At 57.2% G+C, this 22,386-nt stretch carries 22 protein-coding genes; 15 read left to right on the top strand and 7 right to left on the bottom strand.

The features are described from left to right. Positions 1-43 precede the first annotated feature (43 nt). From hydA to F451_RS0122425, 10 genes are all read left to right on the top strand, one after another. A complete protein-coding gene (gene hydA, locus F451_RS0122470) occupies positions 44-1,486 on the top strand; it encodes a dihydropyrimidinase (RefSeq protein WP_020683673.1) in 1,443 nt (480 codons plus the stop codon). Between the two features lie 281 nt (positions 1,487-1,767). Continuing rightward, complete coding sequence (locus F451_RS0122465; RefSeq protein ID WP_020683672.1) at positions 1,768-2,967, top strand: pyridoxal-phosphate-dependent aminotransferase family protein; 1,200 nt, start codon at positions 1,768-1,770, stop codon at positions 2,965-2,967. A 121-nt stretch (positions 2,968-3,088) separates the two neighbouring features. Further along, entirely contained in the window at positions 3,089-4,126 is a 1,038-nt protein-coding gene (locus tag F451_RS0122460) for a TRAP transporter substrate-binding protein (protein ID WP_020683671.1), read from the top strand. 71 nt (positions 4,127-4,197) lie between these two features. After that, positions 4,198-4,842 (top strand): TRAP transporter small permease, encoded by a 645-nt coding sequence (locus tag F451_RS0122455; protein WP_020683670.1) that lies wholly within the window; start codon positions 4,198-4,200, stop codon positions 4,840-4,842. After that, positions 4,839-6,131 carry a TRAP transporter large permease gene (locus F451_RS0122450; RefSeq protein WP_020683669.1) on the top strand — a complete coding sequence of 431 codons (1,293 nt, stop codon included), beginning with the start codon at positions 4,839-4,841 and terminating at the stop codon, positions 6,129-6,131. The genes F451_RS0122455 and F451_RS0122450 overlap by 4 nt, the downstream gene beginning before the upstream one ends. Before the next feature lie 15 nt (positions 6,132-6,146). After that, on the top strand, positions 6,147-7,643 hold the full coding sequence (locus F451_RS0122445; protein WP_205624058.1) for an amidase: 1,497 nt from the start codon (positions 6,147-6,149) through the stop codon (positions 7,641-7,643). A gap of 142 nt (positions 7,644-7,785) precedes the next feature. Continuing rightward, complete coding sequence (locus F451_RS0122440) at positions 7,786-8,052, top strand: hypothetical protein (RefSeq protein WP_020683667.1); 267 nt, start codon at positions 7,786-7,788, stop codon at positions 8,050-8,052. 42 nt (positions 8,053-8,094) lie between these two features. Then, complete coding sequence (locus F451_RS26330) at positions 8,095-8,868, top strand: 2-keto-4-pentenoate hydratase (protein ID WP_020683666.1); 774 nt, start codon at positions 8,095-8,097, stop codon at positions 8,866-8,868. Positions 8,869-9,669: 801 nt separating this feature from the next. Further along, on the top strand, positions 9,670-10,884 hold the full coding sequence (locus tag F451_RS0122430; protein WP_020683665.1) for an MFS transporter: 1,215 nt from the start codon (positions 9,670-9,672) through the stop codon (positions 10,882-10,884). Between the two features lie 843 nt (positions 10,885-11,727). Next, a complete protein-coding gene (locus F451_RS0122425) occupies positions 11,728-12,471 on the top strand; it encodes a hypothetical protein (protein ID WP_020683664.1) in 744 nt (247 codons plus the stop codon). A gap of 90 nt (positions 12,472-12,561) precedes the next feature. On the opposite strand, the gene F451_RS0122420 is transcribed toward F451_RS0122425, so the two are convergent. Both F451_RS0122420 and F451_RS28240 read right to left on the bottom strand, forming a co-directional pair. Further along, positions 12,562-13,299: a hypothetical protein gene (locus F451_RS0122420; RefSeq protein WP_020683663.1), complete on the bottom strand. Its 738-nt coding sequence runs from the start codon at positions 13,297-13,299 to the stop codon at positions 12,562-12,564. 331 nt (positions 13,300-13,630) lie between these two features. Then, on the bottom strand, positions 13,631-14,116 hold the full coding sequence (locus tag F451_RS28240) for a hypothetical protein (protein WP_020683662.1): 486 nt from the start codon (positions 14,114-14,116) through the stop codon (positions 13,631-13,633). Positions 14,117-14,256: 140 nt separating this feature from the next. Here F451_RS28240 and F451_RS0122410 point away from each other — a divergent pair, with 140 nt between their 5' ends. Continuing rightward, positions 14,257-14,571 carry a phage integrase gene (locus F451_RS0122410; RefSeq protein ID WP_020683661.1) on the top strand — a complete coding sequence of 105 codons (315 nt, stop codon included), beginning with the start codon at positions 14,257-14,259 and terminating at the stop codon, positions 14,569-14,571. Between the two features lie 4 nt (positions 14,572-14,575). On the opposite strand, the gene F451_RS0122405 is transcribed toward F451_RS0122410, so the two are convergent. Next, positions 14,576-15,196 (bottom strand): hypothetical protein, encoded by a 621-nt coding sequence (locus F451_RS0122405; protein WP_020683660.1) that lies wholly within the window; start codon positions 15,194-15,196, stop codon positions 14,576-14,578. Between the two features lie 921 nt (positions 15,197-16,117). On the opposite strand from F451_RS0122405, the gene F451_RS0122400 reads away from it, so the two are divergent. Next, positions 16,118-17,146, top strand: a complete 1,029-nt coding sequence (locus F451_RS0122400) for a DUF6635 family protein (protein ID WP_020683659.1) — start codon at positions 16,118-16,120, stop codon at positions 17,144-17,146. Positions 17,147-17,351: 205 nt separating this feature from the next. Here F451_RS0122400 and F451_RS0122395 read toward each other — a convergent pair whose 3' ends face one another. From F451_RS0122395 to F451_RS27905, 3 genes are all read right to left on the bottom strand, one after another. Continuing rightward, the gene (locus F451_RS0122395; RefSeq protein ID WP_026291985.1) at positions 17,352-17,816 is read right to left on the bottom strand and encodes an aminoacyl-tRNA deacylase; all 465 of its coding nucleotides are present in this window, start codon (positions 17,814-17,816) and stop codon (positions 17,352-17,354) included. A gap of 100 nt (positions 17,817-17,916) precedes the next feature. Then, positions 17,917-18,555 (bottom strand): phosphoribosyltransferase, encoded by a 639-nt coding sequence (locus F451_RS0122390; protein ID WP_020683657.1) that lies wholly within the window; start codon positions 18,553-18,555, stop codon positions 17,917-17,919. Between the two features lie 99 nt (positions 18,556-18,654). Then, entirely contained in the window at positions 18,655-18,855 is a 201-nt protein-coding gene (locus tag F451_RS27905) for a hypothetical protein (RefSeq protein WP_156826598.1), read from the bottom strand. Positions 18,856-19,203: 348 nt separating this feature from the next. Between F451_RS27905 and F451_RS0122380 the strand changes: the two genes are divergently transcribed. Both F451_RS0122380 and F451_RS0122375 read left to right on the top strand, forming a co-directional pair. Next, positions 19,204-19,569: a thiol-disulfide oxidoreductase DCC family protein gene (locus tag F451_RS0122380; RefSeq protein ID WP_020683655.1), complete on the top strand. Its 366-nt coding sequence runs from the start codon at positions 19,204-19,206 to the stop codon at positions 19,567-19,569. A gap of 8 nt (positions 19,570-19,577) precedes the next feature. After that, on the top strand, positions 19,578-19,829 hold the full coding sequence (locus tag F451_RS0122375) for a DUF3081 family protein (RefSeq protein ID WP_020683654.1): 252 nt from the start codon (positions 19,578-19,580) through the stop codon (positions 19,827-19,829). A 781-nt stretch (positions 19,830-20,610) separates the two neighbouring features. Here the strand turns inward: F451_RS0122375 and F451_RS0122365 are convergent. After that, positions 20,611-21,111 (bottom strand): lactoylglutathione lyase family protein, encoded by a 501-nt coding sequence (locus F451_RS0122365; protein WP_020683652.1) that lies wholly within the window; start codon positions 21,109-21,111, stop codon positions 20,611-20,613. Positions 21,112-21,203: 92 nt separating this feature from the next. On the opposite strand from F451_RS0122365, the gene F451_RS0122360 reads away from it, so the two are divergent. Continuing rightward, complete coding sequence (locus F451_RS0122360; RefSeq protein ID WP_020683651.1) at positions 21,204-22,073, top strand: LysR family transcriptional regulator; 870 nt, start codon at positions 21,204-21,206, stop codon at positions 22,071-22,073. The last annotated feature ends 313 nt before the right edge of the window (positions 22,074-22,386 follow it).

Raw genomic sequence — 22,386 nt, 5'->3', positions numbered from 1 at the left:
AGTAACGGCCGCCTGGTGAGCCGCTCTCGAAAGAGGAATCAAAATGTCTGATCAGTCTTCGCCAATCCAGCCCCAGTTCGATATGGTCATCCGCAACGGCCAGGTCGTTACCGCCGCCGATACCTCCCACTGCGATATCGGCATTCGGGACGGGCGCATCGTGGCGCTGGGTGAAAACCTCGGCGCCGGCCGCGACGAAATCGATGCCAGCGGCAAGCTGGTGCTGCCGGGCGGGGTCGATGCCCACTGTCACCTGGATCAGCCCATGCCCGAGGGCATGAAGATGGCGGATGACTTTACCAGCGGTACAAGATCCGCGGCCTGTGGCGGCACCACCACCCTGATTCCCTTTGCCGCCCAGGAAAAGGGCCAGTCGCTGCGCGCCGCCGTGGAGGACTATCACCGCCGCGCCGAGGGCAAGGCGCTGGTGGATTACGCCTTTCACCTGATCGTTACCGACCCTACCGAAGCGGTGCTCAAGGACGAGCTGCCGCAGCTGATCCGCGAGGGCTGCACTTCGTTCAAGATCTACATGACCTACGATGATCTGAAGCTGGACGATGGCCAGATTCTGGATGTGCTCAGCGTGGCGCGCAACGAAGGCGCCATGGCCATGATCCACGCCGAAAACTCCGACTGCATCGGCTGGCTGACCAAGCGTCTGCTGGACGCAGGCCATACCGAGCCGCGCTATCACGCCGCCGCCCGGCCGATGCTGGTGGAGCGTGAAGCGACCCACCGTGTCATCGCCTACGCGGAGCTGGTGGATGTGCCGATCCTGATCGTGCATGTGTCCGGCCGCGAAGCGGTGGAGCAGATTCGCTGGGCGCGGGGCCAGGGCCTGAGCGTGTTTGCCGAAACCTGCCCGCAGTACCTGTTCCTCACCGCCGAGGATTTGGGCATCGACGGTTACGAGGGCGCCAAGTGCGTCTGCAGCCCGCCGCCGCGCGATGAAGCCAACCAGCAGGTGATCTGGGATGGCCTCAGCGATGGCCTGTTCACCATCTTCTCATCCGACCATGCCCCCTTTAACTACGACGACCCGCTGGGCAAGAAGCCGGGCGGCAAGGAAGTGGATTTCCACTACATCCCTAACGGCATTCCGGGGCTGGAAACGCGCCTGCCGCTGCTGTTTTCCGAAGGCGTGGGCAAGGGTCGCATCAGCATCAACCGCTTTGTCGAACTCACGTCCACCAACCCGGCCAAGCTGTACGGTCTTTACCCGCAAAAAGGCAGCATTGCCGTGGGCGCCGACGCCGACCTGGTGATCTGGGATGCGCAGCGCGAAGTCACCATCCGCAACGAACAGCTGCACCACGATGTGGACTACACCCCCTACGAGGGCATGCAGATCACCGGCTGGCCCGAAACCACCCTGTCCCGCGGGGAAGTGGTCTGGGGCCAGGGCGCGCCCAGCAATGCGGTGGGGCGTGGTCGCTTCCTGCCCTGCGGCCGGCCCGAGATGGCCAAGCCGCGGGTGCGTTAGCAGCCTGTCGGGCTTAACACTGATCTACTGCGGAAACGCCGATTTTGGCCACTTTTCGTGCTCTTTTTCGTTAAATAGAACCACTATTCGCCTTAAAAGAGCCCAAAAACTGACTCAAAACGGCCATTTCCTCGCTACGACCGGTCAAGCCCGACAGGCTGCTAGGCGGGGTGTAACACCGAGTTCATGAAGGCTGGAGCCCCCAGCCTGGCGCCTGTCATTGAGCACGCCGGTGCGCTGCCCAGGGCAACGCATCTTTTATAACAACAAGGAGATCGCGAATGACTTACCGAAGTGGCCGCCATTTTTTGCAGATTCCAGGGCCCAGCAATGTGCCTGATCGCATTCTGCGGGCGATGGACAAACCAACCATGGATCACCGCGGGCCGGAATTCGCCGAGCTTGGCAAAACGGTGCTGGCCGGCATGAAGCAGATTTTCAAAACAGATAATCCGGTGGTGATTTACCCGGCCTCCGGCACCGGTGCCTGGGAAGCGGCCCTGGTGAATACCCTGAGTGCGGGTGACCGGGTGCTGATGTGCGAAACGGGCCAGTTCGCCACCCTGTGGCACTCCATGGCGCAAAAGCTCGGGCTGCAAGCCGAGTTCATCGACGGTGACTGGCGCCACGGTGTGGATCCTGCCGCGGTGCAGCGTCACCTGAGCGAGGACCGCGATCACCAGATCAAGGCGGTTTGCGTGGTACACCACGAAACCTCCACCGGCGTGACCAGCGATGTGGCGGCCGTGCGCCGCGCCATCGATGCTGCCGGCCACCCGGCGCTGCTGCTGGTGGATACCATTTCGGGCCTGGGCTCGGTGGACTTTCGCACCGACGAGTGGGGCGTGGATGTGGCCATCACCTGCTCGCAGAAGGGCCTGATGATGCCGCCGGGGCTGAGTTTCAATACCATCAGCGCCAAGGCGCTGGCGGCCTCCAGGAATGCGGGCCTGCCGCGTTCGTACTGGGGCTGGGACGAGATGCTGCAGCACAACGCCAAGGGCTACTTTCCCTATTCGCCGGCCACCAACCTGCTGTACGGCCTGAAAGAAGCCATCGCCATGTTGCTGGAAGAAGGGCTGGACAATGTCTTTGCGCGCCATGCCCGTTACAGCGAAGCCACTCGCCGGGCGGTACGTGCCTGGGGCCTGGAAGTGCTGAGCCTGGTGCCCAGTGAGCACAGCAACGTACTGACCGCCGTGCTGATGCCTGAAGGCGAGAGCGCGGACCGCCTGCGCGCGGTGATCCTGGAGAACTTCGACATGTCGCTCGGTACGGGTCTGAACAAGCTGCAGGACCGGGTGTTCCGCATCGGCCACCTGGGCGACTTCAACGACCTCACCCTGATCGGCACCCTGGCGGGTGTGGAAATGGGCCTGGATGTCGCCGGCATTGCCCACAACAAGGGCGGTGTGCAGGCGGCGCTGGATTACCTGGCCGAAGCGGCCGCGGGAACCGGCGCCGCCGTGCGCGCCGCCTGACAACCGGAACGATCACACGGAATACGGCGGCCGGTGTGCCGGCCGCCAATCTTTGCCGCACGCGGCAATGCCTGAAACCAGTCAACCCGACTGTTTGATTATAAAAATAAGGAGCCACAGCATGAAAAAAACACTACTGGCCGCAGTACTGGGCGCCTGTGTCGTCGCCGCCCCGGCGATGGCACAGGATACGGTAAAGCTGAGGGTGGTGGGCCAGCCGCTGGCCACCGGCCTGATCCAGAAAAACAAGGAGCAGCCGTTCTTTGAAACCCTGCAGGCGAAAACCGGCCTGCCGATTGAAGTGAACTACAAGCCGCTGGATACCACCGGCATCAAGGATGTGGAGGAACTGCGCGTACTCAAGTCCGGCATGTTCGACCTGGTCTCGCTGCGCATGTCCCAGGTCTCCCGTGACGAACCCACCATTCTGGGTCTCGACCTGGTGGGCCTGAGCCCCGATTACAAGGCCGGCCGCGATGTGGCGGACAAGTACAGCGAAGTGGTCGACAAGCGGCTGCAGGAGCGCTTCAACACCAAACTGCTGGGCGTCTGGCCGTTCGGGCCCCAGGTGCTGTTCTGCAAGCATCCCATTACCAGCCTGAGCGATGTGAAAGGCCTGAAGGTGCGGGTGTATGACCAGAACCTGGCGCAGTTTGTCGAGTCCGTGGGTGGCATTCCGGTGCCGCTGGGCTTTGGCGACGTGCACCAGAGCCTGGCGCTGGGCGTGGTGGATTGCGCCATTACCGGCCCAAGCTCTGCCAACTCCGCCGGCTGGCCGGAAGTGACCACCCACGTGCTGCCGCTGGCCTTCCAGATGGCGCTCAATGGCTACGGCATCAACCTGGACACCTGGAACAAGTTCACACCTGAGCAGCAGGCGACGCTGCAGGGCGCCTTCGATGGTCTGGTGGACGAAATCTGGGCCTACTCCGAAGAGCTGTTCGACGATGCCGGGCGCTGCAATGTGGGTGCCACGCCGTGCAACACCGGTACCAGCTTCACCCTGACCGAAGTGCCGGTCAGCGACAACGATATGGCGCTGCTGCGCAACGGCGTGAAGGAAGTCTCCTACCCGACCTGGTCGGAAGTCTGCGACAAGACCAACCCGCAGTGCTCGGCTGACTGGAAAAAGGTTCTCGGTGAGTCTGTTGGGCTCTAACCGCTGAGTAACACGGGCCGGGGTGGCGACAGCCCTTCGGCCCGTTTTTCCTACCAGAGTGAGGTGTCTTGATGAAACGTATAGAGACGATTGCCAGCATGGTGTTCGGCACGGTGTTTGTGCTGCTGTCCGTACTGGTCTCGGTCGAAACGGTTCTGCGCAAATTTTTCAGCATGTCGTTGCAGGGCGCCGACGAACTCGGCGGCTATGCCCTGGCCATCGGCGGCACCCTGGCGTTTTCGCTGGCGCTGCTGGGCCGTACCCATATTCGTATCGACCTGTTCCACGATCTGCTGCCGCGTAGGCTGCAGACCCTGCTTAACTGGCTGTCGGCGGTGCTGATGGCGGCCTTTGCGGCCACCCTGTGCTGGACCACCTACAAGGTGATCGGCGAAACCCGGGATTATGGCAGCACGGCGGCAACGCCCTGGGCCACGCCGCTGATTTATCCACAGGGCGTCTGGTTTGCCAGCATCGCGACCTTTGCCGTGGTGTCCGCGGGCTTTGCCGTGCGTGCCACCTGGCTGCTGTTCAGCGGCAGTCACGACACCCTGAACACCGAGTTCCATCCCAAGGGCGTGTCCGAGGAAGTCAAAGAGGAACTCGAGGACTTTGAGCACCGCTCGCATTCACAGGATGGGGCGCAGGACGCAAACCGGCCTCAGGAGCCGATGTCGGCTGTTACCGTAACGGGCACCGCGGGGGCTGTAAAATGAGTGTATCCATCGTATTTCTGACCTTTTTTGCCATGCTGGGCATGCTGTTGCTGGGCCTGCCCATTGCCGTCACCATGGCACTGGTGGGCATGGTCGGTGGCGGCATCGTGTTCGGCTGGCCGTTCCTGGAATCCACCGGTTCCGTGATCTGGAGCGTGCACAACGAGAACATCCTCACCGCCATTCCGCTGTTCGTGCTGCTGGGTGAGCTGATGCTGCGCAGCGGCATCGCCGATCGCATGTACGTGGCCATGGCGGCCTGGCTCGGGCGCCTGCCGGGCGGGCTTATCCACACCAATATCGGCTGCTGCGCGCTCTTTGCCGCCACCTCGGGCTCGTCGGTTGCCACCGCAGCCACCATCGGCACCGTGGCGCTGCCGACCCTGGGGGATCGCAAGTACTCGATGAAACAGGCGCTGGGCAGCCTCGCGGCCGGCGGCACCCTGGGGATTCTGATTCCGCCCAGCGTCAACATGCTGATCTACGGCTCGCTGACCAACAACTCCATCGGCAAGCTGTTCATGGCAGGCCTCCTGCCGGGCATTCTGCTCAGCCTGCTGTTCATGGGCTATATCGCCGTGACCAACTGGGGCCCCGAGGGCAAGCGGGAGGAAACGGTCTCGCTGAAGGACAAGCTGCGCCTGTCGGTCAACCTGATTCCGCCGGCGGTCATCTTCGGCATCGTCATGGGCAGTATCTACCTGGGCATCGCCACAGCGACCGAGTCCGCCGCACTTGGCGTGATGGCGGCACTGTTCTTCGGCTGGAGATCCGGCCGGCTGAATCTTGAGTTCTTCAAGAACTGCTTCGTGCAGACGGCGCGCATCACCGGCATGATCCTGCTGATCATCACCGCCGCCTTTATACTGAACCTCACCATCAGCCTGACCGGCGTGGTGGATGATCTCACCGCCTGGGTGACCTCCTTCGGGCTGTCGACCACCGGGCTGCTGCTGGTGCTGATCCTGTTCTACCTGTGCCTTGGCATGTTCATGGATGTGCTGTCCATGCAGGTGGTGACGATTCCCATTACCTATCCCATCATGATGGCCATGGGTGTGGACCCGATCTGGTTTGGTGTCTTCATCGTGCTGATGTGCGAACTGGGCATGATCACGCCGCCGGTGGGCATGAACTTGTTCGTGGTGCAGAGCGTGCGCAAGGATGGCGGTAACATTCAGGAAGTCATGTGGGGCGTATTGCCGTATATGCTGATGATGCTGGCCTTTACCCTGGCGCTGATGATCTTCCCGCAGATCGCGCTCTGGCTGCCCAACCTGATGCTCTAACAACGAATGACTGAAATGATGGAGAACGTGATGGCAGGCGAGCCTGATGTGAAAGCCGATTCGCACGCCGGGTCCGACGCGGCCCCGCAGGCCCTCTGGTCCCTGAGTGCGGCACAGCTGAGTGCCGCCTATGCCGGCGGCGCGCTGACGCCGGTGCAGGTACTGGCGGCAATCGAACAGCGCATTGCGGCCCTGAACCCGCAGCTCAATGCCATCGTGACCGCCAATCCGGCGGTCGCGAAGGCGGCACAGGCGAGCGGCGAGCGCTGGGCGGCGGGTGCGCCGCTGAGCGCGCTGGACGGCGTGCCGGTGACGGTGAAGGACAATATCCAGGTGCAGGATCTGGTCTGCAGTTGGGGCTCGAAGCTGTTTGCCGACTATGTGCCGAATGTCGACGAGCTGCCGGTGGCGCGCATGCGCGCCGCCGGCATGTTGATTCTCGGCAAGACCAACGTGCCGGAATTCACATTGGAGGGCTACACCGACAATCCGCTGTTCGGCGTTACGCGCAACCCCTGGAACCCGGACCTGACCCCCGGCGGCTCCAGTGGTGGCGCGGTGGCGGCCGTGGCGGCGGGCTTTGGCCCGCTGGCCATCGGTACTGACGGCGGCGGCTCCATTCGCCGCCCGGCCTCCCACACCGGCCTTGTGGGGTTCAAGCCCTCCATCGGTGCGGTGGCGCGCTGTAACGGCCTGCCGCCGATTCTGCTGGATTTCGAGGTCATCGGCCCCATTGCCCGCACCGTGGCCGATACGCGGCTGCTGTTTGAGCTGATCGCGGGGCCCGATGACCGCGATCGCAAGTCGCTGTTTGCCTCAGGTGCCGCCACTGCTGAATCCGAAAGGGCGGCAGCCGAGCCCGGGACTCAAAAGCCGCTGCGCATTCTCTATGTGAATGATTTCGGCGGCAATGCGCTGGACCCGGAGATCGCCGCCAGCGTGGCCGGTGCTTGCGACAGGCTGCGCGCCCTCGGTCACCAGGTTAGCGAAGGACCGCTGCCGTTCAGCCTCGATTTCGTCAATGCATTCTGGCCGGTGCTGGGGCAGGTGGGTGTTGCCTCCCTGTTTGAGCGTTATCCACAGGCCCGGGAACTTGCCTCCGAGCGCTTTGCGGGCATGGCAGAGGCGGGCGCGGCGGTGGGTGCACCGGCGTATCTGCGGGCGCTGGAAAGTATCGATGCGTTCCGTGCCCAGGTGACGGCGGCCTATGGCGACATCGACATCATCATGACGCCCTCGGCCGCGGCACTGCCCTGGCCGGCAGCGACACCGTACCCCGACCATATCGACGGCCGCGAGGTCGGCCCGCGCGGCCACGCCATCTATACCGGCTGGGTCAATGCCTGCGGCCACCCGGCCATCAACCTGCCGTCGGCGCCATCGCGCACCGGCCTGCCGATCGGCTTTCAGCTGGTGGGCCGCTTTGGCAGCGACCGGTCGCTGTTCGACCTGGCCGAGCAGTACGAAGCCAAGGCCCGCGCCGATCTTGGAGAACCGCACTGGCCGGCGTAGCCGTCGGTCGCTGGTTATGTCATTGGCGGGATAGGCTAGCTAGCCGAAGCACTCCCAGTGACTTGCAGCTACCACCCCGAATCCCGTTAGGAGCCGACGAGCACTGGGACTATTTTTCGATAAGACCCGGCAGGGGCGAGGCATGGATGCCGAGCTGCCGATGCGGCACAGGGACGTGACGTCAGCGGCATCCGAAAAATCGTTTCAGCGCGCAGTAGTTGAGGCTGCTTCGGGCGTGCTTTCTTTGGATACTTTCTTTGCACGAGCAAAGAAAGTATCGCGCCAGCAAAGCGCAATGGAAGTAACAAATAGCCACCGGGCAAGCAGCCACGCCCGAAATATGGGACGGCAGGGATTCGCCAACAGCAAACTTCCCGAATTCCCATTAAAACACGATGACGATTTTTAGCTTTACCTCTTTCATGATTCCAACCCTATACAGGAGACAGCCATGTCACTAACCCAAACCCAGGTGGAACAGGCCGCCGAACTCTTTCTGCAGGCCTACAACAGCGGCCAGCAGATCGAGCAGCTGCCGCAGGCGCTGGAACCCCAGAGCAAGGACGATGCCTACGCCATCCAGGCCATAGTGACTGAAGCTCGTTGCCCCGAGGGCATCCGCACCTGGAAGGTCGGTGCTCCCAATATCGAAACCGAACCCTATGCCGCGCCCATCTTCGAGTCGGTGGTGAGCGCGTCGCCGACGGTGATTCCGGCCGACAGCCTGCACATGATCGGTATCGAGGTTGAGCTGTGCTATCGCTTCAACTCAGACCTGCCGCCGCGGGATCAGGCCTATAGCGCCGAGGAAGTCGCCGCCGCGATCGAGGGCGTTTACGTGGCGATCGAGGTGGTCGATACACGCCTCAAACCCTGGAAAACCTGCGCCGAGCTGTGGAAGCTGGCCGACAACCAGATCAACGCCGCACTGATCGTCGGCAGCGGCACCCAGGACTGGCGCACGCTGGACCCGGCCAAGCTTGCCGGTGAGCTGATCGTTGATGGCGAAGTGCGGGTGCGCGGCCAGGGCGCCCATTCGGTGGGCGATCCCATGCTTCTGGTGCACTGGACGGCAAATCATCTGACCGGTCGCAGCGGTGGGCTGAAAAAGGGCGATTTGGTGACGACCGGTACCTGGACGGGGATGGTGTTTGTTGAGCCGGGGGCCGAGGTGGTGGGGCGGTTTGAGGGGCTGGGAGAGGCGAGGGTGTCGTTTCCGGTTTGAGGTTGGCTGTTAGCGTGTTTACCTTTAACGGCTAATGCCTGAGAGAACAGCTCGTTATTGGTGAGGACTGTTGGAATTTATGGTGAGGTGGTTGTCGGGGGCCGTGTTTTGCGCCTTGCTGGCGCGTTACTTTCTTTGCACGCGCAAAGAAAGTAACCAAGGCTTTTTACCTTAAAGATTGCGCCCCGATGAAGCCTTTTCGCTGCGCTCTGATGCCATTTTGCGGGCGCCGGCCTCCAAGGTTAAGAGCCGGCACATCCATGTGCTAATCAGCGTCGATACAGTCCCTGTATCGCCCCTGCGGGCCTGTTCGCAGAATGACCTTAGCGCTCGCCGGCTTCACAAGGGGGATGACGGCCGTTCTGATCGCTCTGTACGTCCCTGCTGAAACTTACGGTGGTCGTATGAAGTCGCGTCCCGCGACGAAGCCTTTTCGCTGCGCTCTGAGCGCATTTTGCCGGCTCTGATCGTTCTGTAGTGATTTAACAATACCGGCGCAGCCTAATTCCCTGCCGAAGCTTGTGGTGTTTGTAGGAGTCGCGTCCCGCGACGAAGCCTTTTCTCTGAGCTCTGAGCGCATTTCGCCGGCTCTGATCGTTCTGTAGTGATTTAACAATACCGGCGAAGCCTGATTCCCTGCTGAAGCGTGCGGCAGTCGTATGAAGTCGCGTCCCGCGACGAAGCCTTTTGTCTGTGTTCTGAAGCCATTTCGCCATTTCGCCAGCTCGACAGTTCCTGGCTCGCCCCGCCTGGCCAATGCGCAAAAAAGTCGTTTTTTCTTTGAAATTCGGGAGTATCCACATGGAATCGAGTGAAGCGGTGCAAGACAGGACAGTGTCGGTGACTGCGCGTAATGACCTGATCCTGCTGAGCCTGGCGCTGGCGTTGTCCCAGACCGGGGTGATGCTGTACCTCACGGTGGCGGCGCTCACCGGGTTCGGGCTGGCGGATAACAAGTCACTGGCCACACTGCCGCTGGCGCTGCAGTTCGTCAGCATGGCGGCGGGGGCCTTCGTGGTGGCGCTGGCGATGCGCCGCTATGGCCGCAGGCCGGTGTTCTTGCTGGGCCAACTGATCGGCGCGCTGTCGGCACTGCTGGCGGCCGTCTGTGCGTTGCAGGGCAGCTTCACGGGGTTTTGCATCGCGACGCTGGGCTTGGGAATACACAATGCGACCTGGCAGCACTATCGCTTTGCCGCCATCGAACAGGCACCGCCGGTCTGGCGCAGCCGTGCCATCGGACTGGTGCTCAGCGGGGGCGTACTGGCCGCGCTGATCGGTGGCCCGCTGGCCAACTGGAGCCAGGGACTGCTGCTTAAGCTCTACGCTGGCACCTACCTGACCGTTGCCGCCCTCTGCCTGCTGACGGCCCTGTTGCTGCTCAAATCCCGCCTGCGTGTTCGCCGGTCACCTGCCAGGGGCGCACAGCGCTCGCTGCGCCAGATCGCGGCCCAGCCGGGTTTTGCCCTGGCGGTGTGGGTGGGTGCCATCGGCTTTGCGGCGATGGCCTTCATCATGAACTCCACACCGTTGGCCATGCGCCTGTACGGGTTTGCCAGCAGTGATTCCAACTGGGTGATTCAGCTGCATACGCTGGGCATGTTCGCGCCGAGCTTTGTCACCGGCCGCCTGGTGCGCCGGTTCGGCAGCCGCAGCACCGCAGCGCTGGGTATCGTCTGCTTCCTGGTGGCGGTGAGTATCAATCTGGCCGGTGTCGACAAGCTGAACTTTGCCGCCGCCCTGTTGCTGCTGGGCGTTGGCTGGAATCTGATGTTCGTCAGCGCGACCGATATGCTGGCAGACAGCTACCGGCCCGAGGACGCCGAGCGGGCCCAGGCACTGAACGATACGCTGTTGTTCAGCGTGGTGGCGGGCTCGAATTTACTCGCCGGGTTCTTGCTGGAGCTGCACGGCTGGCAGTGGGTAAACCTGATGGTGGTGGGGCCGATGCTGCTGACATTGGTGTTTGTCTTGTGGCGGCGGGAGAGGGTGGTGGTTTTGGGGGAAAGGGGCTAACGGTGGGAGCCAGTTGGCTAGCTGGTTACTTTATTGAAAGGTGGTAAACGGGACTATTTCTGGCGTTGTTTGGGTGCGTATTGCGCCTTGCTGGCGCGTTACTTTCTTTGCACGCGCAAAGAAAGTATCCAAAGAAAAGCGCCACCCATCAGCCGGCCTTCGGCTGCACTGCGCGCCGGAATGATGCTCCGGACGCCGCTAAGGGGACATCCATGTCCCCAATCGGCGGCTCGACAGTCCCTGTCTCGCCCCTTCGGGTCTGATCGGAGCATAATCCCGGTGCTCGTCGGCTGCTGAGGGGGGAGGGAGCCGTTCTGATAGTTCGTAGTGATTCAATGATACCGGCGTAGCCTGATTGACTGCTGAAGCTTGCGGCGGTCGTAGGAGTCGCGTCCCGCGACGAAGCCTTTTCGCTGTGCTCTGCGGCCATTTTGGGGGCGCCCTGCCGTCAAGGTGAAGAGCCGGCACATTCATGCTCCTAATCTGCGGCTCGGCAGTCCCGGTATCGCCCCTTCGGGCCAATTCGCAAAATGACCACAGTGCTCGCCGGCTTCATAAGGGGGAGGGGGCCGTTCTGAGGTTTGGGTGCCAAAACTCGTTAAAGTGTCAAAAGGCAAGACCTGACCACCGTCGGCTAATGGGTGACCCTCGAATCGCCTACAGAGACTTGCCGAACGTTTAGAGTATCCCAAGCGGCCTGTTCAAGCTGCTAACGACTCTCCCGACTACAAGACCGTAATGCTGATGGCATCGGTTACTCTTAATGTTATATTGATATATGCACTTTTACGAATAACTGGCTAACTATATTAACAAGTATATACTTAAAGAGATGGCAATATCATGGCTATTAATGATAGTGGCTTGAAGTTTCCTTGCTCGCTTATTTACGAGAAGATGTATCGCCTTGGGGTGATAATTCTAATCATCGCTATATTATTGCGTTTATTATGGGAATTTTATTATATTTTATGGGCTATAGATTGGTCTTTGTTGTTGGTTTTGTTATCAGGAGCATTATTATCTATTGCAACATTGATTGAATACGCTTATGTCGTAATGAAAATATATTCAAGTGTTTTATTTAGATTTGTTTTGGCTGGTTTGGCGCTATTTGCTTATAAGCTTTCTGAGATTTTTGCTAATGATTTTGTAAATGAATTTGTAGGGGTTGATCCAAGTTATTTCCCTTTTGCTACTAGTGTTATATCTTTTTTGTTTGTCCCGGCGTCTTGGTTTCTTATCGTTTTTTTTGTTATTTTTATATTGATTTCAATTTACTGGATTATTATCTTCTTTGAAAAGAGAAGGGATGGGGAAACATTAAAATTTATTAATGTGTTGGCGCGATTTTTAGGTCTCTTTTCTTTGCTAATGTTAATATCGTTTTCTTTTGAATATGTTGAAGAAGCGGAAAATTTTTATGACCAGATTTCAGGTGAGATTCTGTTAGAAACAGAGTATTTTTCAAAAACGCATTGTAAAAATGTAAACTCTGGTGAACTTTCTGCTACGTTAGATAGAGGTTATGTATCGGTTTATAATAAAAAGGAGAAAACTTTTATCACAAAAGAATGTCAGATTTGATAGTTTTTATTTTTTGGTAGATAAAATATAACAGTTATCGTCTGAAACAGAACTCTGAACGCTCTCTTTGAGTTAGTAATTTTTATTTGTCTAGTATAGCTCGTAGCTTAAACCCGTTTCATCAAGAACGGCTTTGAATTCATCATTATTTTTCAAGTATTTTACTGACTCAAAGTCCATAAATTGTACGCAGATCATGATAAGCCTGAGTTGAGCGAAATCTGTAAAGTTTAATAATGTTAAAAAATGTGAATTTCTATCTTCCAAATTAAAGCCATGGGAGTCACTCAACTTCTCTGAAATCATCTTCACCATTATGTAGAAAGTTCGGGTAATCCCAAATATTTGATCGAAAGCGTCAAGGTTATCAAGATATTCTTGAACAATATTATCATTAGGATTATTTTCTCTTCTTGCTTCTATTGCGTTTTCAATTTCAATAACTGCTTCAACGCCAGTCCTTGTCACATATTCTTCGTCTATACTGACTTCAATTCGAAATGTGTCAAATAAATATTTTTGTGAATTAATCATATTAAAAAATATAGATTCGAAAGATTTTAATTTTTCTGTTTTCTCGTTGTTTTTTATTTCTCTTCTAAGATCCAAGTTGGCCTGATTTTGAAGGGTTAATGATTTAATTAATAGAACAATCGAAATGAAACTTAGAATAGGATTGAGGATACCTCCTGCATAATCGCCGAGTTGTGCCCAAATGGCAGAGTCATTAGATATCTTATAGCCAAGAATCATATAAAAATGTATAAAATATGATAAAAAAACTACGGCTATAGTGACTGCAGCTGCAATTATATATCTATTGGTCATTTGTAATTCTCTTGACGATATACTTGACCACTTTTCCATCTTTTAAAGTTATAGGTGAGGCACTAATTTTTAGGTATTTCCAATCTTCACTCTTTAGACCGTTGTTATAGTTTAAATTTTCTGAAAATAGTTTCTTGGCTCTTATTTTTACTTCGCTGTAATTTACGCCGAAGCCAAAGGCTACTGTATCGTTTTGCCCTTTAATTAGGAACCGACCATTTCCAGTGTTGATATTTAAACGGGTAATGCTAACAGTTAAGTCTATAATATCTTTTGATTCTTTTGCTTCAAGAACTTTAGCCGTCGAACTATCGAACTTTGCAATTACTTCTTACTCCAGTCTGTTTTTTCTATATCTAATTTTAATGTCATGATCAAAATAAACTGAAATTTTATGGATGTTCTCTAATGAGGACTTACGCAGTTGTTTTACTACCTTATCGGCCGAATCGCCTAGACTATCCAGCACTTTTTGGGCTTTATCAGATAGTTGTACTGAGTCTTTGTATAAAGCCTCGCTTATGAAATATGTAATTAATTCAACGAAGGTTTCTTTTCCAATGAGATTAAATCTTGATTTTAACTTTTCGTCATGAATATCTAGGCTGAAGATCTGGCCGTACGAGCCTTTGAACCTTCTTTTTAAAGCAGTTCTAACCTTTCCCTTATGTGACAGTCTCTGTGGTGTATTTCCAGTCAGTATAGCTTCCGAAATGCAACGAGTTGCATCCGATACACCTTGTAAAGATTCTAGCCCGGCCTTCATGTCGACCGAGTCTTCTGGGGTTTCGATTACAACATCAAAATTAATGGTCATACTGTCCCTGTTTATACTCTATAAGCACGCTAGTTGGAAAAATCAAGCTAAAAGCTAATATGGGATTTTAGTTTAATCTAATGTGATAGAGTCTAGAGTTCTCAATTTAGGAGGAAATTATATCATCTAATTGGTGCTTCATGGCTATCACCAAGACCGACAGCGGCTGGAAGTTCGATATCCATATCGGACACTCCTGCCCCCGATACCGCAAGACGTTCAAGACCAAGGCCGAGGGCAAGCGCTGGGAGGCCTGGTTAAGGGCACAGCATGCCCAGGGCCCGGACTGGGAGCCGAAGAAGGCCGACCGGCGGCGTCTGTCCCAGCTGATCGACGAGTGGTTCAAGCTGCATGGCAGCCATCTGAAGGACGGAGAGCGGCGCAGGGACGTCCTGAATCGCGTCTGTGAGGCGTTGGGCAATCCTGTCGGGTCCGAACATACCGGGATCCGGTGAAAACTCAGGATTCAACCACGTTGTCCAATTCAAACTTGAACGGCTCAGCAGCGTTGCCAGGCCCACCACCGGTAACAACAATATCGGCAGACTTAATTCCCAATAAAGATATTTCAGAAGGTTTCGAAGAAACGGCCGCAGATTCTATAGCGTCACCTTCCTGAATATGCGAAACAGCACTTATGCAAATTACAGGATCTAATTCAAATGTGACTTTTTGGTCTGGAGCCAAACTGGGGCTTGAGTTGAATAACTTTCCATCTTTGTAAATCTTCGCTTTTATGGAGCCTTGCTCAAGGCGGTTTTCGACCTTGAATGCATTCCCATAATTTCCTGTCCCTAGATGTTTTATCACGTCACCCGTTTGGTCCTTGACCATGGCAAAAAGGTCTCCCGGGTTCGCCTTCAACTGTGGCGTGTAATTTCCATAGTTGTCTTCGACAGAAACGGAAAAATTGCTTGGGTATACAAATTGGTGAGTGTCACCTGTACCAAGATTTCGAATCACCTTCCAGGCAACTGAGCTGTAATCAGAGCCGCCGAAAGTATTCTTGGAAAATATTACAAATTCAGAGTTGTTTTGATCATTGGATTTATTGATGAAGTTTAGCGTTATGTCCGACATTCTATCCTCCTTATGGCAGAAACATCGTGAGTCATACGGTCAGGTCTTGTCTTTTGCCTTCTGACACAATAATAGGGTCAGATCACGCATCACCACTTGCCATCAGATCGAAAAGCCACGCTACCGCCCGCCCTGTGACGGAATGCGAGTGGTGGTGTGTGCAGGTCAGGGGAATATAGAAGGGATAGAGGGGGTGAGGTCACCCAGACTGGCTTCCATGCTCAGCTGACGATTGTCGGTGGTACGTTTGCCTGGGCGCCTGTCTCTTGGCTCTTTTTTCTTGCAGCAAGGTGCGCCGGGCGGTGTTTGGTTGCAGGGCGCATCCGCTGCGATGCCTGCTTGGCCCGTCTGCTGTTTATCAACTAAATGCTGACAGGCTAATGAAAGGTACAACGGGGTAAGGCTTCTGTACAGGCAATTGAGCCCAGACCATCAGATTGGCAACCAAATTTCAGCGCGGCTCCGGTCCCCCTTATGAAGCCGGCGAGGGCAGAGCGCAGCGAAAGGCTTCGTCGCGGGGCGCGACTCCTACGGGCACCATGGCATCGCACTACAGAACTATCAGGGCGGCCTTCCGCGGGGCGGCCCTCCGTGGGGCGGCCTTCCGCGATCCATGGCCATAAGCCGGCGGGCAAGCAGCCAATCCGTCATTGCGTTTTATCTGTCTGAGCCGGTAGATCTGGATGCGTTACGCGTCCAAACCGACGGGTTGTGTTTGTTCACGGTCAGTATTTGCAGGTGGGGATCAGCACACATTCGGCGCCTGACGCCGCTTCGCATCCGGTGAGCCATTGGATGCGGGTGAACATGATGTGGCTGCAGTTGCTGTGGTACCTTTACGCCGGATGTGGATGAAAACCTCATCCGGCAGCGCCGAGCCTGCCCAATACACATTGAACACCGAGAAGCCGGGGGATCGACGTGAGTTCGCTGCATACAGCAGGTCCTGCAGGGGCCGCATCGCACCAGGCACCGCAAGCGCGCGCGCAGGGCTATGAGCAGATCGTCGAAGAGGCCGTGAGCCGGGCCATCGATCGCTATATGGCCGCCCGGGAAAACCGGGTCGGGCGCTTCGTGCGGCATCATTATTCCATCAGGGGGAGTCTCAGGCTGCATGCCCATGCGCTTGGCTGGGATCTGGTCCGGGTGCCGCTGAACATCATCTGGTCGGTTGCACGGCTGGTGCTCTTTTTGCTGGGGCAACTGGCCGGGCTGGCGGGGTTTGCCGGTGTGGCGGCGGCCCTGAACAGGGTACCCTGCGGCCTGACCACCAACCTGGATCGCCAGGTCGGCTGGCTGGTGGTGACGGAGCTGCTGGAGCTGCCGCATCGGGACGGCGTGCGTGAAAGCCGCAAGGATGCCCTGATGGACGAAATTCTCAAGGACCCGGCGCTGGCCGGTCTTATCGACGCCAGGCTGCACGCTGCTGCGGGGCGACAGCAGAACCCGGCCTTTCGGCGTCAGCTTGAGCTGAAACTGGCCGAGTACGGCGCTTCGCGTACCGGTACGGCAGAGTTCGCCGGCAATGTCGTGGTGCTGCTGTCCAGCCAGCTGGCGCTGGGGCAGGCCTCTTTCGGCAGTCTCAGTGCCGGCAGCGCTATTGCCGCCTCGGTGGCCAAGTACGCCGCGGTATCGAGTTTCTGGCTGGGGCCCGTGGCCGGGTCCTACTTTTATGCGCTGGTGCCGGTGACCCCGTCGTTGCCGACGCTGCTGGCCGTTATCGCCGCCATGGTGGTGGTAATGGCGTTCGTGTCCACCTTCATCGGTATCCTGACCGATCCGCTGCAGGCCCGCTTCGGCGTGCACCGGCGCCGTCTGCGCAAGCTGCTGCAGGCCATCCGGCAGGACCTGAAGCAGGATCATGGCGCCGAGTTCCAGCTGCGGGAGAAGTATGTCGGCCGCGTGTTCGACGTGCTCGATTACCTGACGCTGCTGGGGCGCTCCGGCTGAACGCCCGCTCGATAGGGCCCCGATACCCGGCGCCCGTTGGCCCTGTGAGCCCGGGCATTCGCTACGGGCTCAGGTCCGCAGCGTTTCGACATGCTGCGTGCGGCTGGCCGTTTCGTGAGACGAGGGCTCGAACGTCCTGGCGTGCGGGCGGTGCTAAAAAAACGGCGCCCTGGTAGGCGCCGTTTCGAGCGCAGTCTGACTGCGTTCAGTGGCTGATGACACCGTGCGGATAGCTGTGCATGACCTTCTCGAACGAGGACTTGTCCAGGCGAATCAGGTCGGTATGGTCACCGCATTCGAAATAGCAGTCTTCTTCCTGTGCCAGCGCATCGTCCCAGATGACCGGCATGTTGTAGGCCTGTCCCAGTGACGGGACCGCGCCCTGGTTGCAGTCACGAAAGAGGATCTTGACGTCCTGTTGCGATGCGGGTTCGAGCAGCCGGTTCATGCTGCGATTGATGGCGTCGATATCCACCATGCGATCCGACGGAACCACTGCCATCACGAAACCTTCATCGTCCTTGAGTACGACGCCCTTGGCGACCTGGCGCGCAGGCAGCTGCGCGGCGATGGCCGACCTCATCATGGTTTCCGCATAGGCATGATGCAGCGTGTGGTAGGGGACATGCTGGCGATCCAGATATATCTGCACGGTCGGTGAAATGGACATAGTGCTAACCTCCCCCGAATAATCGGACTCGGATTGCCGCAGGTTTATCTGCATTTCTCAGCATAGTCCATCGGCATCCGCCCGGCGCCCTGGCGCGCAATTATGCGGGCGGGTGCAGCGCATCGAGCAGTGCCAGCACTTCGGCATCTTCTACCTGGCCGAACTCCTCGTAGTAGGCACCGACTGCGCCACGGTAGAGCAGCGGGGCATCAAGGGCGACCACGTCGTCGACGTCGGCCTTGAGGGACTCGAAGGTTTCCCACGGCACGACCGGTATGGCGACGACGATGCGGCTGGCGCCGCGGTGACGGATATCGTGGATGGCTGCCTGCATGGTCAGGCCGGTGGCGATGCCGTCATCGACCAGTATCGCGATCCGGCCATCCAGCGGTTGCGGCGGCCGGCCGCGCATGTAGTGCTCACGCCTGCGTACGGCTTCGCGGTGTTCGCTGTCGACCTGTTCTCGCAGCCACTGCGGGTCCACATTGTCGGCTTCTGCCGAATTGCAGATCAGCTCGCCATCCTCGGCGAGGGCGCAGATCGCGTACTCGGGATTGCCTGGGTGTCCGATCTTGCGCGGTACGATCAGGTCGAGCGGCAGGGACAGCGCGCGGGCGACTTCCACACCGAGCGTGACGCCGCCCCGGGGCAGGGGAAAGACGACGGCGTCCTGGCCCCTGTATTTCTCCAGAGCCTTCGCCAGTTGCCGGCCGGCATCCTGGCGGTTCTTGAACATCATGGGGTTGCCTCCGCGTTTTCGGGTTCATTTTCAGCATAGCCCCGTACGGCCCAATGTCGATTGATGGCCGACCCATGGGGGAATAAAGAAACGGCAGAATCAGCGGGTGGCCAGCGAACCCACTACCTTGCGCAAAGCCGCGACCTCGACCCCGCTGCGGGGCATGTTGACCTCGTTCGGCCGTTCATCCATCGATAACTTTCGATCCTGCTCCCGTACTCTCAGCATGCGGGCTTCACAGGTGCGCAGGCCCGTGGAAGCTGAGCGGTCGGTAATCCTTGACGGCCGGGGTGCTGCCATGCGCCTTCTCCGGAAAGCGGGAGTAACGACGCTCAGGCCCGGTCCGGCCCGGCCCGAGCGGGCGAGGCGGGGCTGTCGCGCCGCCAAATGCGGTCAGAGCCCAGCGGAAAGGCTTCGTCGCGGGGCGCGACTTCATACGACCGCCGCAAGCTTCAACCGTGAATCAGGCTACGCCGTACAGAACAATCAGAACGGCCTTCATTTATCTGCGAGCACCTTCGAGCAGAAGCTGGGCGGAACCGGTGCGATCCAATAACCTCATTCCGGGCCGTTTACAGCCATTCATTCAACAGCATCCGGACCCTGCCCAGTGAACCAATCCCCCCCGTGCCCCCGTATAGCCCCCCCATGAAACCCGTAATTTTTTATGATGGCAGCTGCGGCCTCTGTCGCCGCGAGATTGCGCACTACCGGCGGCTCGATACTCGTCAGCTGATCGAGTGGGTGGACATTGTTGCGGATTCGAACAGGCTGGCGTCGGTGGGTGTGGATTACCTGGATGCCATGGCGGTGCTGCACGGCCTGGACGAGGACGGACGTCTGGTTACGGGGGCGGCCAACTTCATGATGATCTGGCAGCGGCTGCCGGGCTATCGATGGCTGGCGAAACTGGTGGGTTTTTTATGTCTGCTGCCAGCGCTGCAATGGGCCTATCTGCATTTTGCCCGCTGGCGTTTCAGGCGCCGCATGAACAAGGGCTGTCAACTACCGTAGGGCGGGTTATGGAACATCGATTCAGTGTGGTCTCGGCGCTCAAGGCGTTCAATCGCATTACGCAGCGCGGCGAGAAAGGCGCAGAGGGTCACGTGCTGGATGGCGTGACGGCGCGGGCCGAATACGATGGCTATACGGTCTCCATGACGGACGGCCGGGTGACGCTATATATCTATTTCCACAACAAGTACAAGTTTGATTTTGAACGCAGTGCTGACCTGGACAGGTTTATGGAAACCTTAGAGCGCTTGAGTGAGTGACGTCTTTCTGCGGCTAAGCCCGGCGCGGCGTTACCTGGTGCGTATGGTCATGCGGCAGCCTGGTGAACTGTCCGTTTGCGCCACTTCAGGCCACTTCTATGAGCCTGCCTTGCGGGCGAATATTACGCCTGGGAAGGGGCCAGTAGGGGTACGAAAATTGCTTCGAAAACGAGGACAGAAAGTGGTTTTTTTACTGGCTAGAATATTTTTGCGCTCTTTGCAACTATTTCTGTTTTCGGCTATTGACGCACTGCACAAAAACTCTATAATCGCGCGCCTCAACTCGTGACACGCCTCGCTCCAGACGGCATTTGCCACCCCCAGTTCGTAGCTCCGACCTTCTTAAATTTAACTGTAACCGACAGGACTAAAAGGCCTCATGGCACACATGCAGCACCCATTTCACTTGGATATCGAACTCGTGGAAAAGCTTATTTACGGTGCAACTCTTATTACGTTTGGCATGATGCTGGTTCGCTGAAAGGCACTACCTTCGTGAAGCTGTACCTCTGAGTCTTCCTCGGTGTATCCCCTTGACGCTAGCTAGCTGCTGATATCGCTTGCCGCTGTCTGTTCTGCCGCTGTTCGCGTTTTGCCTGTCTGTTGCCTGTGCCTATCCGTGTTTTGCCATTGCGTTTCGCCCACGGTTGGTGAATGCTTGCTGCGGTTGCTGGTAATTCGTGATTGGTTATTGGTTAACAGGCTTGCGCATGCAAGCCTGTTCAAGCATGAAGCTTCCCTGCTTCATCTATTGGGTCGTAATAATCAACCCGCTATCTGATTAATAGGCGCCGGCGCCGTAGATCAGTTCATAGCTGTGGCTGTATATCTCCAGAATGTTTCCAAACGGATCTTCCATATAGATCATGCGGTAGGGCTTTTCGCCGGGGTAGTAGTAGCGCGGCTTTTCCATGCGTTTTTTGCCGCCAGCGGCGACTATGCGCTCGGCCAGTTCTTCGACGTTCGGGTCCTGCACACAGAAGTGGAATATGCCGGTCTTCCAGTATTCAAAATTGTTTTCAGGGTTAACCTGACCCTTGAATTCGAACAGCTCCACGCCTATGCGATCACCGGTTGAAAGGTGGGCGATGCGGAATCTGTCCCAGTTGCTGCCGAACACATCGGTGCACATCTCGCCGATGGGGCTGTCGTCTTCAACGATTTCGGTGGGCTTCATAATCAGATACCAGCCCATCACCTGGGTATAAAACTCGACGGCTTTTTCGAGGTCCGGTACGGATATGCCGATATGGGAGAAATTGCGCGGGTATAGATTACTCATGGGGTGCTTCCTGTATTGGGTTGCAGCACAGGTTACAAATCACGGCTGATTATGTAAAATTATCAAATATTATAATTTGAGTATTTTTTGTAATGATTAATCCCGTCTGGCTTAACAGTTTCTGCCGGTTGGTTGAGATCGGGCATTTCACCCGCACGGCCGATCAGCTGCACATGACGCAGTCGGGCGTGAGCCAGCATGTGCGCAAGCTCGAAGAGCAGCTGGGGCGCCCGCTGCTGCTGCGCCAGGGCAAGCAGTTCACCCTGACCGACGAAGGAGTGCGGCTCTACCACGAAGGGCGCAGTATTATTCGTTCGCTGTTCGATCTGGAAGAACTGGTCTGTGCTGATTCCGCGCACGAGGGGCTGGTGAAGCTCATATCGCCGGGCAGCGTGGGGCTCAAGCTCTATCCCCATTTGCTTGAGTTGCAGCGCCGCCACCCTGGGCTATCCATCGATTATCGCTTCGGGCCCAACTCCGGCGTTGAGGCGGCCATCGCGGGCTTTGAGGTGCATATAGGTTTTATGACACGGCCATCCTTCCTGGGGGAGGTCAGCAGTACCGCCGTTGGGCGCGAAGCCCTGCTGCTGGTTACACCCGCCGAGATCGAGGTACCCAGCTGGGATGCATTGCTGGCGCTGGGGTTTATTGACCATCCCGATGGCGCCCATCACGCCGGTTTGCTGCTGGGTGCCAACTACCCCGAGTTTCAGCACACCGAACAATTCCGCCAGAGCGGCTTTTCAAATCAAATCAACCTGATCCTGGAGCCGGTGTGCCTGGGGCTGGGCTTTACCGTACTGCCAGCCCATGCGGTGGACGCTTTCCAAAAGCCCGAGCAGATTCGGGTGCACCCGCTCGCCAATCCGGTAAATGAAACCCTCTACCTGTGTTATCACCGCAAAAAGCCAATCCCCAACCGCGCCAAAACCGTGATAGCCGAAGCAGAGAGATGGATTTAATAGCCGAGTTTCACCGGCCGCACAATTACCTGATAGGGGTCGGAGAGGCTTAGGCCTCCCCGCCCTCCGAACCGTGCATGCGGTTCTCCCGCACACGGCTCTCCAGTCGGTGGTTTCAACATCGTGATTGGCTCGCCTTCTGCCAAGCTTCGGATAAGGTGAAAAGCCCGGCAGCAGCGAAGTACTTATTAGGCCAGCGGCGATGGTCGGCATAACACCGACCCATCCCCGGGCGTTTCGCTTGCTTGCGCAGTAACGCTCTCAATCGACGTCGGATAAACTTGTCGATCCGACTGAAGGTCCAGGATCGGGC

Source organism: Marinobacterium rhizophilum DSM 18822, from assembly GCF_000378045.1.
Taxonomy (GTDB): Bacteria; Pseudomonadota; Gammaproteobacteria; order Pseudomonadales; family Balneatricaceae; genus Marinobacterium_A; species Marinobacterium_A rhizophilum.
The sequence above is the reverse complement of the archived record's forward strand: the minus strand, read 5'-3'. Positions and strand labels throughout refer to the sequence as shown.

Excerpts from the sequence above, each read along its gene's own strand:
- hydA (WP_020683673.1), top strand. The coding sequence starts at position 44 with ATGTCTGATCAGTCTTCGCCAATCCAGCCCCAGTTCGATATGGTCATC.
- F451_RS0122465 (WP_020683672.1), top strand. The coding sequence starts at position 1,768 with ATGACTTACCGAAGTGGCCGCCATTTTTTGCAGATTCCAGGGCCCAGC.
- F451_RS0122460 (WP_020683671.1), top strand. The coding sequence starts at position 3,089 with ATGAAAAAAACACTACTGGCCGCAGTACTGGGCGCCTGTGTCGTCGCC.
- F451_RS0122455 (WP_020683670.1), top strand. The coding sequence starts at position 4,198 with ATGAAACGTATAGAGACGATTGCCAGCATGGTGTTCGGCACGGTGTTT.
- F451_RS0122450 (WP_020683669.1), top strand. The coding sequence starts at position 4,839 with ATGAGTGTATCCATCGTATTTCTGACCTTTTTTGCCATGCTGGGCATG.
- F451_RS0122445 (WP_205624058.1), top strand. The coding sequence starts at position 6,147 with ATGATGGAGAACGTGATGGCAGGCGAGCCTGATGTGAAAGCCGATTCG.
- F451_RS0122440 (WP_020683667.1), top strand. The coding sequence starts at position 7,786 with ATGGATGCCGAGCTGCCGATGCGGCACAGGGACGTGACGTCAGCGGCA.
- F451_RS26330 (WP_020683666.1), top strand. The coding sequence starts at position 8,095 with ATGTCACTAACCCAAACCCAGGTGGAACAGGCCGCCGAACTCTTTCTG.
- F451_RS0122430 (WP_020683665.1), top strand. The coding sequence starts at position 9,670 with ATGGAATCGAGTGAAGCGGTGCAAGACAGGACAGTGTCGGTGACTGCG.
- F451_RS0122425 (WP_020683664.1), top strand. The coding sequence starts at position 11,728 with ATGGCTATTAATGATAGTGGCTTGAAGTTTCCTTGCTCGCTTATTTAC.
- F451_RS0122420 (WP_020683663.1), bottom strand. The coding sequence starts at position 13,299 with ATGACCAATAGATATATAATTGCAGCTGCAGTCACTATAGCCGTAGTT.
- F451_RS28240 (WP_020683662.1), bottom strand. The coding sequence starts at position 14,116 with ATGACCATTAATTTTGATGTTGTAATCGAAACCCCAGAAGACTCGGTC.
- F451_RS0122410 (WP_020683661.1), top strand. The coding sequence starts at position 14,257 with ATGGCTATCACCAAGACCGACAGCGGCTGGAAGTTCGATATCCATATC.
- F451_RS0122405 (WP_020683660.1), bottom strand. The coding sequence starts at position 15,196 with ATGTCGGACATAACGCTAAACTTCATCAATAAATCCAATGATCAAAAC.
- F451_RS0122395 (WP_026291985.1), bottom strand. The coding sequence starts at position 17,816 with ATGTCCATTTCACCGACCGTGCAGATATATCTGGATCGCCAGCATGTC.
- F451_RS0122390 (WP_020683657.1), bottom strand. The coding sequence starts at position 18,555 with ATGATGTTCAAGAACCGCCAGGATGCCGGCCGGCAACTGGCGAAGGCT.
- F451_RS27905 (WP_156826598.1), bottom strand. The coding sequence starts at position 18,855 with ATGGCAGCACCCCGGCCGTCAAGGATTACCGACCGCTCAGCTTCCACG.
- F451_RS0122380 (WP_020683655.1), top strand. The coding sequence starts at position 19,204 with ATGAAACCCGTAATTTTTTATGATGGCAGCTGCGGCCTCTGTCGCCGC.
- F451_RS0122375 (WP_020683654.1), top strand. The coding sequence starts at position 19,578 with ATGGAACATCGATTCAGTGTGGTCTCGGCGCTCAAGGCGTTCAATCGC.
- F451_RS0122365 (WP_020683652.1), bottom strand. The coding sequence starts at position 21,111 with ATGAGTAATCTATACCCGCGCAATTTCTCCCATATCGGCATATCCGTA.
- F451_RS0122360 (WP_020683651.1), top strand. The coding sequence starts at position 21,204 with ATGATTAATCCCGTCTGGCTTAACAGTTTCTGCCGGTTGGTTGAGATC.